Genomic DNA, 12,541 nt, shown 5'->3' with positions numbered 1-12,541 from the left:
ATCCGCCTGAGCGGAGGGGGGTTGTTGCCGGGTGGGTACGGCGCGACGACGTAAGGGTACGGAATCCTTCAAAGCGCTGGCGAGTTGTTTATAGTGAAGCTACCGTTCATCCGCCCATTTGTCATAATCCGCCATCGTGAACCGCCCCACCGTCGACGACGAACTCCCCGATTTCCGCAATATGGGCGTGCTGCTGCATGCGCTGGTGTACGCCCATCTGTTGCTGGTGATGTATACGCTGCCGGGGTTGGGACGCTGGGGCGATTGGGCCGGCCGGGTGACCGAGGCCTCGCTGTGGCTGGAAATGACCCTGCTGCCCTCGCTGGCCCTGCTGGCGTTGCTCAGCCCGTGGCTGATGCGCGTGCCGTTCCGCGTGGGCTTGCCGCTGGTGTGCGGCGTGATCCTGCTGTGCAATGCGCTGGGCAACCAGTTGCTCAAGCCATTCGAGCCCGAACATCACGCACGCTTTGCCGGCGAGCTGCTGTGCCTGCTGGCCACGCTGGGTTTCCTGGGCATCCTGCGGCTGCGCCAGCGCGCGCTGTCGCCGCGTTTGTCCGAAGCGCGCCTGTCCGCATTGCAGGCGCGTATCCGGCCGCATTTCTTTTTCAACAGTCTGAACGCGGTGCTGGCGATGATACGCAGTGAGCCGGCCAAGGCCGAGCAGGCGCTACAGGATATTGCCGATCTGTTCCGCGTAGTGATGCAGGATAACCGGCGGCTATCCAGGCTGGCGCGCGAGGTGGAGCTGGCCGAGCACTACATCAATATCGAGATGCTGCGCTTGGGCGACCGGTTGAAAGTGGAGTGGCATACCGAGCAGATGCCGGCGAATGCTGCGGTGCCTCCATTGATGTTGCAGCCACTGATTGAAAACGCCGTCTACTATGGAATCGAGCCCGCACTCGAACCGGGGCCGATACAGGTGAATATCTTCCGTACGCGCAATGATGTGCATATCGATGTGAAGAACCCGCCGCCGCCGCCCGGTTACGTGCGCACGCACAAGGGGAATGGCATGGCGCTCGACAATATCCGCGAGCGCCTGCTGTTGCATTTTGACGCCGAAGCCAGCCTAACCACGCAGGCAACGAGCGACTATTATCAAGTACATATCGTGGTTCCCTACCGGGAGATTCCGCATGACGACACCGCTGCGCCTTTTTCTCGTTGATGACGAGCTGCCAGCGTTAAAACGCCTGCAAGATGTGCTGGCCGATTGCGCGGACCTGTGTCCGCACGACATCGTCGGCACGGCAACCAATGGCATTTCGGCCCTGAGCCAGCTGGCTGAAGCCGATGCCGACGCTGCCATCATCGACATCCAGATGCCGCAAATGAGCGGCATCGAGCTGGCCCGCGAGCTGCAGCATCTATCGCAGCCACCCGCGGTGATCTTTGCCACCGCATTCGAAGAGTATGGCGTGGCCGCGTTCGAAGTGCGCGCGGTCGATTACCTGCTCAAGCCCATCCGCAAGGAGCGGCTGCTGGAAGCACTGGCGCGGGTGCGTGATGCACGCAGCGCCAAGCGCGAGGCGGCACCGCTGCATAACGCGCGCAGCCACTTCAGCGTGACCGAGCGTGGCCGCGTGCACCTGATCCCGGTATCGGAGGCGCGCTACCTGAAGGCAGAGCAGAAATACATCACGCTGCGCACGCGCGAGCGCGAGTACCTGCTGGAGGATTCGCTGACGCGGCTGGAAGAAGAGTTCGGCAGCCGCTTCCTGCGTATCCACCGCAATTGCCTGGTGTGCACCGATTCGCTGCTGGGTTTCGAGAAGATGCCGGTGGCCGGGGGCGAAACGCACTGGGCAGCGGTGATCAAGGATATCCCGGAAAAACTGGCGGTCAGCCGCCGCCAGCAGCATGTGATCAAGGATTTCAAGAAACACGTGTGACACCGGCAGGGGAATATGTCGGTGTCGTCCTGCCCCGGGCGCTGTTAGCATGGCGCCCGTTTTTACCTTCAAGTGGATAGCGTGATGCTTGCAGATGCGCAATTCGGGCTCAGTACGCCTTCCCTGCTTTTCCCGGCCATTTCCCTGCTGATGCTGGCGTACACCAACCGCTTCCTGGCGCTGTCCACCATCATCCGCCAGCTGTACGACATGCACCGCAGCGATCCGCATGAGAACCTGCTGCGCCAGCTGGGCAACCTCAAGCACCGCGTGGCGCTGATCCGCGGCATGCAGGCCGCCGGCGTGCTCAGCCTGCTGTGCTGTATCGTGTCGATGATCCTGGTGTTCAGCAACCAGCCGGCCAATGGCTATGTGGTGTTCGGCGGCAGCCTGATCCTGATGGTGATTTCCTTGCTGCTGTGCCTGGCGGAAGTGCTGATCTCGGATGCGGCGCTCAATATCCTGCTCAAGGACATTGCCGACGATCTCAACAAGGACGCCGATGACGACGGCTATACCAGCCACCGGCGCTGAGAGCCTGCCTCCCGCATGGGCAGCCATTCCGAGTCCGCCGCATCGCCAACCCCGGCAAAGCCGGGTTCTCACCGGCCGTTTTGGGCGGAAAGCGGCTCTGCCTGCTTAATTCCGCTCCCCCCCGCCCTCGCCGCCGCGAGGGCGCCTCGCTTTTGCTCGTCAGCCTCCCCGGGTGAGATAGGGTCAACATGACGCGTCACCGGCAATGGGGGCCTGTCTTCCCGAATGCGCCGCTATCCGGAGTCGGGCCGCATCGCCAACCTGGCGCAACGGGTTCTCACCGCCTGTTGCGGGTGGAGTAGCGGCTCACTGTTTGATTCCGCTCCCTCGCCCTTGCCGTCGCTCGTCAGCTTCCCCGGGTGAGATAGCGTCAACATGATCTGCCCCTGCAACGGGAGCCTGTCTTCCTGCATGAGCGCTTCAACGGGAATCGTGTCGCTGCCGTGCCGGAATACGCAAAAGAAAACGGACGCCTTTGCCAGCAAAGTGCGTCCGTTCCTTTTTCATGCAGTGCGAAGCAGGCCTGTAAGCCGGGTTCTGTGCGGTTGGCGAACCGCCCGCGACCGTCATTCCTCTAGGCGTACCGTTGCCAGCACGCTCGTGCAACCTACCCGCAGGCTCGACGAGCCGTTTCAACGCCTGCTGCTTGGTCTTGCTCCGGATGGGGTTTAGCCTGCCAGTCCTGTTGCCAGTCCTGCGGTGCGCTCTTACCATCCCCTTGCGGGGACTCCCTGACGGGAACACCTTTTCACCCTTGCCTGTGCACGGTCCCGCACGCTTCAATCGTGCCTTCAACCCGTCTCCACCCAATGGGTGGGGATGACGTTGCGCCGCTTGCGCAGCACGCTGTCATCGCCATCGGCGGTTCAGCTCTCTGTTCCACTTTCCGTCGGCTCACGCCGCCCGGCCGTTAGCCGGCATCCTGCCCTGTGGAGCCCGGACTTTCCTCCCCCCCGTTTGCACGGGGCAGCGACGATCCGGCCTACTTCGCGGGCGGATTATCCGGCCTCGGGGGCCTGCTCTGCAAACGGTAACTGGCTAACGGTCGATAATTGCCGTGCCAGCGCCTGTGCGCGGGCCACGCCCTCGACGCTGGCGCGGAAGTGCGCAAACACGAAACGCGGGTCGCCACCGCTCTCGAAAACCACCCAGATGCTGTCCGCGCCGATGCGGTTGGGCTCCTGCTCCAGCCGGATCTCGTTGAACGTGCTCACCGGCAATGTATCGCGCTTGAGCGTGAGCAGGCCCAGCAAGGTCCAGCGGCGCTCCAGCGTGGTGCCATCGCAGCCTTGCTCGGCCGGTACCGCCCACACCGCGGTGGCGAGGCCGATCATGCTGTACCAGAACACGCCGAAAAAGCGGTGCTGGAACGAATCGCCATCGAGCAGCGGCCAGCCCCATAGCGCCGCTACCACGATGATGCCGAGGCATAGCCACCACAGCGGGCGGAATGCACCGGAATGGACGATTTCGGTAACGGGTGCCTGGCCGTGCCGATCGCCGCTCAAAGCAGCTTCCAGCCCAGTTGCTCACCGGCGCGCAGCGGCACCACGCTGTGTTCGCCAAACGGGTAGGACGCCGGCACCGTCCAGCTTTCCTTCACCAGCGTGACCGTGCCGGTATTGCGTGGCAGCCGGTAGAAATCCGGGCCGTTGAAGCTGGCGAAGGCTTCCAGCTTGTCGAGCGCGCCAGCGGCCTCGAACGCTTCGGCGTAGAACGCCAGTGCAGCATGCGCGGAGTAGATGCCGGCGCAGCCACAGGCGGCTTCCTTGGTGTGCAGCGCATGCGGTGCACTGTCGGTGCCGAGGAAGAACTTGTTGCTGCCCGAAGCAACGGCGGCCACCAGCGCACGGCGGTGTTCCTCGCGCTTGAGTACCGGCAGGCAGTAATGATGCGGGCGGATGCCGCCCTGGAACAGCGCATTGCGGTTCATCAGCAAGTGTTGCGGCGTGATGGTGGCGGCCACGTTGTCGCCAGCGCTGGCAACGAACTCGGCCGCCTGGCGCGTGGTGATGTGCTCGAACACCACCCGCAAAGTAGGCAGGCGCAGCAGCAGGGGTGCCATCACCTGGTCGATGAACGCTGCTTCACGGTCGAACACGTCCACCGCCGGATCGGTCACCTCACCGTGCACGAGGAATGGCAGGCCGATTTCGGCCATTTTTTCCAGCGTGGGCATCACGCCGTCAAGGCCGGCTACGCCCGCTTCCGAATTGGTGGTGGCGCCGGCCGGGTACAGCTTTACTGCGTGCACGAAGCCGCTGTTTTTCGCCTTGACCACTTCGTTCGGCGTGAGGCCGCCAGTCAGGTACAGCGTCATCAATGGCTGGAAATCGCTACCGGCTGGCAGCGCCGCCAGGATGCGCTCGCGGTAGGCGGCGGCCATCTCGACGTTGGAAACCGGCGGCTTCAGGTTGGGCATCACGATGGCGCGGGCAAATTCGCGCGCGGTATGCGCAACGACCGATGCCATCAGCTCGCCATCGCGCAGGTGCAGGTGCCAGTCGTCCGGGCGGGTAATCGTCAGTTGGGTGGTCATATCAGCGCTTGCGTATCAGGAAGTGGAAAGTGTTGTCCGCCGCGGTCGATTCAACCAGCTCGTTGCCGGTCTGGCGGCAGAAGGCAGCGAAATCGGTCGGCGTGGCCGGATCGGTGCAGGTCACTGCCAGCAGCGTGCCGCTGGCCAGCGGCGCCAAGGCTTTCTTGGTGCGCAGAATGGGCAGCGGGCAGTTCAGGCCGGAGAGGTCGATGGCAAGGTCGGCAGACATGGCATGGTCGGCGGGTAAAAAAGACGATTGTACTTGCTCTGCCACCAACCGGCAGCCAGCCGCCGGATAGTGCGGTGCGCAGGCGGTGATATTTACACCCGTGCATCGCCATCGCAGCGCGGTGCGCGGGTGATTGCGCCGGCCATATGCTGGATAATGGACAGGCATGGCGGCCGCGGCATCGCGCCGCGCTAGCCCTGCCCCAACCGAGTGAACGCCATGGGTCACGCACACCCGCACGACCATCCTCATGAACAGTCCGATGGGCACCGCGCCCATACCCATCCGCATGACCAGCCCGGCGGGCATAACGCCGATCACGACCATACGTTCGACCGCAGCCACCATCATCACGATCACGCTGCGCAGACCAGCCAGCGGCGCCTGCTGCTGGCACTGGCGGTAACCGGTGGCTTTGCGCTGGTTGAATTGTTTGGGGGCTGGTGGACGGGCTCGCTGGCGCTGATTTCCGATGCCGGCCACATGCTCACCGATACCGCTGCGCTGGCACTGGCGCTGCTTGCCAATTACATTGGCCAGCGCCCGGCCGATACGCGGCAATCGTATGGCTATGCGCGCGCCGAACTGATCGGCGCGCTGGTCAATAGCCTGGCGATGATCGCGCTGGTGGTGTGGATCTGCGTGGAGGCGGTGCTGCGGCTGCGCAACCCGGCGCCGGTCAATGGCTTGGGCGTGATGGTGATTGCGGTGATCGGCCTGTGCGTCAACGTGATTTCGGCATGGGCGCTGTCGCACGATCATGACAACCTGAATAGCCGCGCCGCGTTGATCCACGTGCTGGGCGATCTGCTGGGTTCGGTGGCTGCGATTGCAGCGGGGGCGGTGATCTGGTTTACCGGCTGGCTGCCGATCGACCCCATCCTGTCGGTGGCGGTATCGCTGCTGATCCTGCGCTCCACGTGGCAGATCCTGCGCCAATCCACGCACGAGCTGATGGATGGCGTGCCCAGCCACCTGAGCCTGAACGATATCGGCCAGGCACTGGCTGCCGAGGCCGGCGTCAACGAAGTACACGACCTGCATGTGTGGAACCTGGGCCGCGCGCGCGTGGCGTTGTCCGCGCACCTGGTGGTGGCGCATGGCGAGGAATGGCCCGCGTTGCGGCTGCGGCTGGCCACGCTGTTGAAAGCGCGCTTCGGTATCGACCACGTGACGCTGCAGCCCGACTGGCGTTATGCGCCGGCGGGCGGGCGCGTGATTCCCATTGAGCCCGCCGCGCCATTGCATCCACATTGACGTGATAGCATCTGCCTGTTCCAACGGAGTACATGAATGAAAACGAAAAAGCTGCTGGCTGCCGTGTTGCTCGCGCTGCCGGTATGTGCGCTGGCGTTCGAGAGCGGCCAGCAAACCCAAGCGCGTGATCCGGGTGATGAAAGCATGGTGGGCAAGTGGTTGTCGGACAAGCCGCCCCCGGTGCCGGTCGAACAGGCGTTCGAGACGCCGGCATTGCCATCGCTGCAGCAATGGGTGCGGTTCAAGGCCAATTACGATTCGCGCGCGACCACGTTCGAGATTGCCACCGATTCGATCAGTATCGGCAGCGAGGATCAGATCGTCCGTTTTGCGGTTGCCGTAACGCCCAAGGACAGCACGGTGCGCAATATCCGCTACGAAGGCATCGACTGCGCCACCAACCAGGCCCGCATCTATGCGTACGGCACGCCGGACAACACCTGGCAGAAGTCCACGCAGCCGTGGAAGGTCATCGTCAAGAACACCCGCAACGTATACGAGGGTGCGTTGACCGATGATTTATGCCAGATGAGCGGCCCGTATACGGTGAAGGAAATCATCGCCAACCTGGGCACTGATCGCCCGGATCGCATCAATACCGGTTCGACGGGTTCCACCTCTAGCGGCACCGGCAACTCTGCCAAGTAGGCGGCCGGCGGCGGGCCGTGCTCGCCCCTGCCATGCCGGGCCATCAGCCGGGCCGCATTGCGCCGGCCGGCTGATGCCTCAGACCACCACCAGGTTATCGCGGTGGATCAGCTCGGGTTCGTCGATATAGCCCAGCGCGGCTTCGATCTGCCCGGTGGGCAGGCGGGCGATCTTGCGGGCATCCTGGCTGGAGTAATTGACGATGCCGCGGGCAATCTCGATGTGGTCTGGCCCGATGCAGCGCACCACGTCGCCGCGCTGGAATTCCCCCTCGGCCGTCACCACGCCGATCGGCAACAGGCTGGAGCCTTTTTCCCGCAGCGCGTGCACCGCGCCGGCATCGAGCACCAGCCGACCGCGGATCTGCAGGTGATCGGCTATCCATTGTTTCTTGGCCGCCAGTGGCGTGGTTTGCGCGATCAGCTGCGTGCCGATGGCTTCGCCGCTGGCCAGCCGTGTCAGCACATTGGCCTCGCGCCCGCTGGCAATCACCGTGGCAGCGCCGCTGCGCGCTGCGCGCTTGGCGGCGATCACCTTGGTGAACATGCCACCAGTGCCCACCGATGAGCCTGCGCCGCCTGCCATGGCTTCCAGCTCCTGCGTGCCAGCAACGGCTTCCTTGATCAGCGTGGCTGTGGGGTCGCTGCGCGGGTCGGCGGTGAACAGGCCTTGCTGATCGGTGAGGATGATCAACGCATCGCCCTCGATCAGGTTGGTGACCAGCGCACCCAGCGTATCGTTGTCGCCGAACTTGATCTCGGCGGTGACCACCGTATCGTTCTCGTTGATGATGGGGACCACGCCCAGCGACAGCAGCGTCAGCAAGGTGGAGCGCGCGTTCAGGTAGCGCGTGCGGTCGGCCATGTCCTCATGCGTGAGCAGCACCTGCGCGGTTTTCAGCCCGTGCTGGCGGAAGGCGCTTTCATACGCTTGGCACAAGCCCATCTGGCCGACGGCCGCTGCTGCCTGTTTCTCGTGGATGGAGGCGGGTTTTTCCGTCCAGCCCAGCCGTGCCACGCCCTCGGCCACCGCGCCGGACGAGACCAGCACCACATCCTTGCCCAGGCGGCGCAGTTCGGCGATTTCGGCAGCCCAGCGCGCCAGCGCGGCATGATCGAGGCCACGGCCTTCGTTGGTGACGAGGCTGGAGCCGACTTTGACCACCAGGCGGTGGGCGGACTGGATAAGGCTGACGGGCATTGGAACGATCCTTGGGAAGCGCGGCCATTATATCGCTGTCGGCGTGCTGCGCAGCCGGCACGTTGGGCAATGCATGCATGAGCTGCTGACGGGGCACTGTATCTGGAACGAGGCTGTCAGATTTGGCATGCCGTTCCGACTACATCCAGCCAGCGCGTGCATGCGTATATTGCTGGAACAACCGGGGTGAAACGTTGCAATGCAGATCAAGACGCTGAAAATCATCGTGTTCGTGCTGTGCCTGTATCCATTGGCGCGTATGGGCTGGCATATCCCCACCGAGGTCGACCCGGTGGCTTTTTTGCTGCATTCCAGCGGGCGCTGGGCGCTCACCGGCCTGCTGATCACGCTGTGTGTGTCACCGCTGCGCCAGCTTACCGGGCGTGGAGAACTGCTGAAGCTGCGCCGCATGCTGGGGCTGTATGCATTCTTCTATGCGGTGCTGCACTTCTGCATCTACCTGGGGCTGGATCGGCAGCTGGATTTCTCCACCATCGCGCATGACATCATCAAGCGCCCCTATATCACCGTGGGCTTTACCGCCCTGCTGCTGCTGATCCCGCTGGCGGTGACCTCCACCGACAGGATGATGCGGCGGTTGAAGCGCAACTGGGGCCGTTTGCACCAGCTGATCTACCCGATCGCCATCCTCGGTGTGCTGCATTTCTGGTGGCTGGTGAAGCGCGACGTGACCGTGCCGGCCATCTATGCAGTGCTGCTGGCGCTGTTGCTGTTGTGGCGCGTGTGGCGCTGGTACAAGCCGCGCTGGCAACAGGCACGCTTGCCCGGCCGGCAAAAGCCGGCTGAGTGATGCGGGCAGGCTGCGGCGGGCGTTTTCCCGCTGCAGCCTGTCGTCGTTTGCTGCAGCTCATCCGCATCGGCAGCGCTTCATCGCAAGCCTGCCGGCCTTGCATGCCAGGTGATTAAAGTGAGCTCGTCCCCTTCCAGACGAGACCACCATGAACCCCGTTGTGCTGCGCAATGTCGCCAAACACTACCGGCTCGATGCCGTCGATGTACCGGCGCTGGCCGATATCGATCTTGAAATCCATCCCGAGCGTTTTACCGTGCTGTCCGGCCCATCCGGTAGCGGCAAGACCACGCTGCTCAACCTGATCGGCTGCATAGACCGGCCCGATCAGGGCGACATCACCGTCGATGGCCAGGCGGTGCTCACGCTCAGGGATGATGCGCTGTCCGATTTCCGCGCGCGGCGCATCGGCTTCGTGTTCCAGAACTTCAACTTGCTGCCGGTACTGAACGCCTACGAGAACGTCGAATACCCGTTGCTGCTGGCCGGCAGTGGCTACAGCGCCAAGCAGCGGCGCGAGCGCGTGCTGGGCCTGCTCGATGCGGTGGGCCTGGCTGACAAGGCCCGCAACCGCCCGGGGCAGCTCTCCGGCGGGCAACGCCAGCGCGTGGCGATTGCGCGTGCACTGGCCACCGAGCCGATGCTGGTGCTGGCCGACGAGCCCACCGCCAACCTCGACAGCCACACCGGTGCCGCCATCATCGCGCTGATGCGCAAGATGCAGCGCGAGCTGAAAGTATCGTTCGTGTTCTCCTCGCATGACCCGCAGGTACTGGCCGAGGCGGATGACGTGGTCAGCATCCGCGACGGCCGCATCACCGGAATCCGCCGCATGGAGGTGGCAGCATGAACACCTTCAGACTGGCGCTACGCAACCTGCTGCGCAATCACCGCCGCTCGCTCACCACCTTGCTGGCGATGATGGTGGGGGCGGTATCGATCCTGCTGTTCGGCGGCTATAGCGGCAACATCAATTACGGGCTGCAAACCGATTTCGTGAAGCGCAGCGGGCATATCCAGATCCAGCACAAGGATTACTTCCTGTACGGCAGCGGCAACCCGGCCGCCTACGGTATTGCCAATTACCAGCACATCATCGACGTGGTGAAGAACGATCCGGTGCTCAAGCCCATGCTGACCGTGGTGACGCCCACGCTGAGCCTGGGCGGCATTGCCGGCAACTTTGCGCAGGGCGTATCGCGCACGGTGCTGGGCAGCGGCGTGGTGGTGGACGAGCAGAACCGCATGCGGCGCTGGAACGACTACGGTTTTCCGGATCGCTACAAGCCGCTGGCGCTGAGCAATACCCCGGTGGATTCGGCGGTGATCGGTACCGGCGTGGCGCGGGTATTGCAGCTGTGCGGCCCGCTCAAGGTGGCGCACTGCCCGCAGGCGCCGGCCAAGGCCAGCGAAACGGGCGCTGCAGCACCGGATGACATTGCCGCGTTGTCGGCACAGGAAAACAGCGACAAACCGGCACAGCCTGCCACGCGCATCGAATTGCTGGCGGCCAACGCGCATGGCGCGCCCAACGTGGCCGGGCTGAACGTGGTACAGGCGGTGCCGCAAGGCGTGAAGGAGCTGGATGACCTGTTCGTGATGCTGCACCTGGCACAGGCACAGCGGCTGGTTTATGGCGGCGATGCGCCGCAGGCGACGGCCATCGTACTGCAGCTGCAGCACACCAGCCAGATACCGGCAGCGCAGGCACGGCTGGAAACACTGATGAAAACCACGCTGCGTGATGATGCGCTGGAAATCCACGATTTCGCCACGCTCAACCCCAGCTATGGGCAGATCACCGGCATGTTTGCCGCCATCTTCGGCTTCATTGCCATCCTGATCGGCGCCATCGTGCTGTTTACCGTCGGCAATACCATGAGCATGGCGGTGGTGGAGCGCACGGTGGAGATCGGCACCTTGCGGGCCATCGGCCTGCGCCGTGGCGGCATACGCCGCCTGTTCATGGCGGAAGGGCTGCTGCTGGGCATCATCGGCAGCGTACTGGGGGTGCTGATGGCGCTGGCGCTGGCGTGGCTGATCAACCATGGTGGCCTGACGTGGACGCCGCCGGGCAATGTCGAACCGGTACCGCTGATGGTGCGGGTATGGGGTGAAAGCCGCATGATCATCGGCACCATGCTCGGCCTAGTGCTGGTGGCGGTGACCTCTGCCTGGTGGCCGGCCCGCCGCGCGGCGAAGCTGCAGATCGTCGATGCGTTGCGCCATGTGTGACCCCGCTACCGGGCAGGCGCTGCAATGAGTGCCTTGGCCATCATCCACCTGGCGGCCGCATTGCTGGCGCTGTTGCTGGGCGGCGTGCAGCTGGCGCTGCCCAGGGGTGGTGGCCGCCACAAGCTGCTGGGGTGCGTGTGGTTAGCGGCGATGGCCATGACCGCGCTCACGTCGTTTGCCCTGCATGGCAGCACAGCACGCTTCAGCTGGGTGCACCTGCTGTCGCTGTGGGTGTTGTTCTGCGTCGTTGCCGTGGTGCGCCACGCCCGGCGAGGCGAGATCGACCGGCACCGTGCTTTTGCGCTGGGCGCCTACCTGGGTTTGCTGGGCGCCGGCATTGCCGCGCTGCTGACGCCGGGGCGCCTGCTCCATGACCTGTTGCTGGCCGGTGCCGGCAACGCCTGATGTGAAGGAAAAGACCATGTTGAAATCTTCGTTGTATGCCGCGCTGCTGCTCTGCGCCACCGTTGCCCACGCCGCGCCCGATGCGCAAAGCCTGCTGGCGGCCACCGATGCCATCCGCAACCCGGAAAAACCGTTTTCGCTCACCACTACGCTGACCGAGTACCGCAATGGCAAGCAAACCGATACCAGCACGCTGGCGGTATATTCCAAGGCGGACAAGGCCGGTGGCGAGTTCCGCAGCCTGATCCGCTTCGAGGCGCCGGTGCGCGATGCCGGCAAGCTGATGCTCAAGAGCGGCAATGACCTGTGGTTTTACGACCCGGCCACCCGCGCCAGCATCCGCATCTCGCCACAGCAGCGCCTGCTGGGGCAGGCCGCCAATGGCGATGTGGTGACGGTGAACCTGGCCAAGGACTACAAGGCCACGCTGGTGGGGGAAGAGGATGTGCAGGATGGCGAGCGGCAAGCGCGCCACGCGTACAAGCTGGCGCTGGCTGCCGTCAGCCCGGATGTCACGTACAACAAGATCGAAATGTGGGTGGACCAGCAAAATTCGCGGCCGATCAAGGCCAAGTTCTTTGCCGATAGTGGCCGCTTGCTCAAAACCGCCTATTACCGGCGCTTCGAGAACCAGCTGGGCGTGCTGCGCCCGACCGAAACCGTGATCATCGACGGGCTGGACCCGAACTGGGTGACGGTGATGCGCTTTGGCGGCTATGGCTGGCGCGATATCCCGGAAGGCTGGCTGCAGAAAGACTATCTGCCCCGCTTCAAGCCCGAGTGAGCGT

General features: G+C 64.0%; 14 protein-coding genes and 1 other RNA gene. 10 read left to right on the top strand and 5 right to left on the bottom strand.

Annotation, left to right across the window (positions count from 1 at the left end; genetic code table 11):
- The first annotated feature begins 136 nt into the window (after window positions 1-136).
- The 3 genes from IGB42_RS15480 (at window position 137) to IGB42_RS15470 (ending at window position 2,429) form a co-directional block, all read left to right on the top strand.
- Window positions 137-1,171 carry a sensor histidine kinase gene (locus tag IGB42_RS15480; RefSeq protein WP_159673257.1) on the top strand — a complete coding sequence of 345 codons (1,035 nt, stop codon included), beginning with the start codon at window positions 137-139 and terminating at the stop codon, window positions 1,169-1,171.
- A complete protein-coding gene (locus IGB42_RS15475; RefSeq protein WP_159673254.1) occupies window positions 1,140-1,895 on the top strand; it encodes a LytTR family DNA-binding domain-containing protein in 756 nt (251 codons plus the stop codon). The genes IGB42_RS15480 and IGB42_RS15475 overlap by 32 nt, the downstream gene beginning before the upstream one ends.
- Before the next feature lie 84 nt (window positions 1,896-1,979).
- On the top strand, window positions 1,980-2,429 hold the full coding sequence (locus tag IGB42_RS15470; RefSeq protein ID WP_159673460.1) for a DUF2721 domain-containing protein: 450 nt from the start codon (window positions 1,980-1,982) through the stop codon (window positions 2,427-2,429).
- A 510-nt stretch (window positions 2,430-2,939) separates the two neighbouring features.
- Here IGB42_RS15470 and rnpB read toward each other — a convergent pair.
- The 4 genes from rnpB to IGB42_RS15450 all read right to left on the bottom strand — a co-directional run bounded on the left by rnpB (window position 2,940) and on the right by IGB42_RS15450 (window position 5,197).
- Window positions 2,940-3,418, bottom strand: an RNA gene (rnpB, locus tag IGB42_RS15465) — RNase P RNA component class A.
- Between the two features lie 9 nt (window positions 3,419-3,427).
- Window positions 3,428-3,937, bottom strand: coding sequence for a hypothetical protein (locus IGB42_RS15460; protein ID WP_159673252.1), 510 nt, complete (start codon window positions 3,935-3,937; stop codon window positions 3,428-3,430).
- Window positions 3,934-4,968 (bottom strand): dihydroorotase, encoded by a 1,035-nt coding sequence (pyrC, locus tag IGB42_RS15455; protein ID WP_159673250.1) that lies wholly within the window; start codon window positions 4,966-4,968, stop codon window positions 3,934-3,936. The genes IGB42_RS15460 and pyrC overlap by 4 nt, the downstream gene beginning before the upstream one ends.
- 1 nt (window position 4,969) lies before the next feature.
- Window positions 4,970-5,197, bottom strand: a complete 228-nt coding sequence (locus IGB42_RS15450; protein WP_159673248.1) for a sulfurtransferase TusA family protein — start codon at window positions 5,195-5,197, stop codon at window positions 4,970-4,972.
- A 219-nt stretch (window positions 5,198-5,416) separates the two neighbouring features.
- Here IGB42_RS15450 and IGB42_RS15445 point away from each other — a divergent pair, with 219 nt between their 5' ends.
- Together IGB42_RS15445 and IGB42_RS15440 are read left to right on the top strand one after the other, a co-directional pair.
- Window positions 5,417-6,454, top strand: a complete 1,038-nt coding sequence (locus IGB42_RS15445; protein WP_159673246.1) for a cation diffusion facilitator family transporter — start codon at window positions 5,417-5,419, stop codon at window positions 6,452-6,454.
- A 36-nt stretch (window positions 6,455-6,490) separates the two neighbouring features.
- Entirely contained in the window at window positions 6,491-7,102 is a 612-nt protein-coding gene (locus tag IGB42_RS15440; protein WP_159673244.1) for a CNP1-like family protein, read from the top strand.
- Between the two features lie 78 nt (window positions 7,103-7,180).
- Here the strand turns inward: IGB42_RS15440 and proB are convergent, their stop codons facing one another.
- Entirely contained in the window at window positions 7,181-8,302 is a 1,122-nt protein-coding gene (proB, locus tag IGB42_RS15435; protein WP_159673242.1) for a glutamate 5-kinase, read from the bottom strand.
- 199 nt (window positions 8,303-8,501) lie between these two features.
- On the opposite strand from proB, the gene IGB42_RS15430 reads away from it, so the two are divergent.
- The 5 genes from IGB42_RS15430 (at window position 8,502) to IGB42_RS15410 (ending at window position 12,537) form a co-directional block, all read left to right on the top strand.
- The gene (locus tag IGB42_RS15430) at window positions 8,502-9,113 is read left to right on the top strand and encodes a sulfite oxidase heme-binding subunit YedZ (RefSeq protein WP_159673240.1); all 612 of its coding nucleotides are present in this window, start codon (window positions 8,502-8,504) and stop codon (window positions 9,111-9,113) included.
- A gap of 148 nt (window positions 9,114-9,261) precedes the next feature.
- Complete coding sequence (locus IGB42_RS15425; protein WP_159673238.1) at window positions 9,262-9,963, top strand: ABC transporter ATP-binding protein; 702 nt, start codon at window positions 9,262-9,264, stop codon at window positions 9,961-9,963.
- Window positions 9,960-11,348 (top strand): ABC transporter permease, encoded by a 1,389-nt coding sequence (locus IGB42_RS15420; RefSeq protein WP_159673236.1) that lies wholly within the window; start codon window positions 9,960-9,962, stop codon window positions 11,346-11,348. The genes IGB42_RS15425 and IGB42_RS15420 overlap by 4 nt, the downstream gene beginning before the upstream one ends.
- A 24-nt stretch (window positions 11,349-11,372) precedes the next feature.
- Complete coding sequence (locus tag IGB42_RS15415; RefSeq protein ID WP_159673234.1) at window positions 11,373-11,753, top strand: DUF2306 domain-containing protein; 381 nt, start codon at window positions 11,373-11,375, stop codon at window positions 11,751-11,753.
- A 16-nt stretch (window positions 11,754-11,769) separates the two neighbouring features.
- Window positions 11,770-12,537, top strand: a complete 768-nt coding sequence (locus IGB42_RS15410) for an outer membrane lipoprotein-sorting protein (protein ID WP_159673232.1) — start codon at window positions 11,770-11,772, stop codon at window positions 12,535-12,537.
- Window positions 12,538-12,541: the final 4 nt, after the last annotated feature.

It is taken from the genome of Andreprevotia sp. IGB-42, from assembly GCF_009848685.1.
In the GTDB taxonomy this organism is placed as follows: Bacteria; Pseudomonadota; Gammaproteobacteria; order Burkholderiales; family Chitinibacteraceae; genus Andreprevotia.
This window is presented reverse-complemented; position numbering and strand designations above follow the sequence as displayed.

Excerpts from the sequence above, each read along its gene's own strand:
- IGB42_RS15475 (WP_159673254.1), top strand. The coding sequence starts at position 1,140 with ATGACGACACCGCTGCGCCTTTTTCTCGTTGATGACGAGCTGCCAGCG.
- IGB42_RS15470 (WP_159673460.1), top strand. The coding sequence starts at position 1,980 with ATGCTTGCAGATGCGCAATTCGGGCTCAGTACGCCTTCCCTGCTTTTC.
- pyrC (WP_159673250.1), bottom strand. The coding sequence starts at position 4,968 with ATGACCACCCAACTGACGATTACCCGCCCGGACGACTGGCACCTGCAC.
- IGB42_RS15450 (WP_159673248.1), bottom strand. The coding sequence starts at position 5,197 with ATGTCTGCCGACCTTGCCATCGACCTCTCCGGCCTGAACTGCCCGCTG.
- IGB42_RS15445 (WP_159673246.1), top strand. The coding sequence starts at position 5,417 with ATGGGTCACGCACACCCGCACGACCATCCTCATGAACAGTCCGATGGG.
- IGB42_RS15440 (WP_159673244.1), top strand. The coding sequence starts at position 6,491 with ATGAAAACGAAAAAGCTGCTGGCTGCCGTGTTGCTCGCGCTGCCGGTA.
- proB (WP_159673242.1), bottom strand. The coding sequence starts at position 8,302 with ATGCCCGTCAGCCTTATCCAGTCCGCCCACCGCCTGGTGGTCAAAGTC.
- IGB42_RS15430 (WP_159673240.1), top strand. The coding sequence starts at position 8,502 with ATGCAGATCAAGACGCTGAAAATCATCGTGTTCGTGCTGTGCCTGTAT.
- IGB42_RS15425 (WP_159673238.1), top strand. The coding sequence starts at position 9,262 with ATGAACCCCGTTGTGCTGCGCAATGTCGCCAAACACTACCGGCTCGAT.
- IGB42_RS15420 (WP_159673236.1), top strand. The coding sequence starts at position 9,960 with ATGAACACCTTCAGACTGGCGCTACGCAACCTGCTGCGCAATCACCGC.
- IGB42_RS15415 (WP_159673234.1), top strand. The coding sequence starts at position 11,373 with ATGAGTGCCTTGGCCATCATCCACCTGGCGGCCGCATTGCTGGCGCTG.
- IGB42_RS15410 (WP_159673232.1), top strand. The coding sequence starts at position 11,770 with ATGTTGAAATCTTCGTTGTATGCCGCGCTGCTGCTCTGCGCCACCGTT.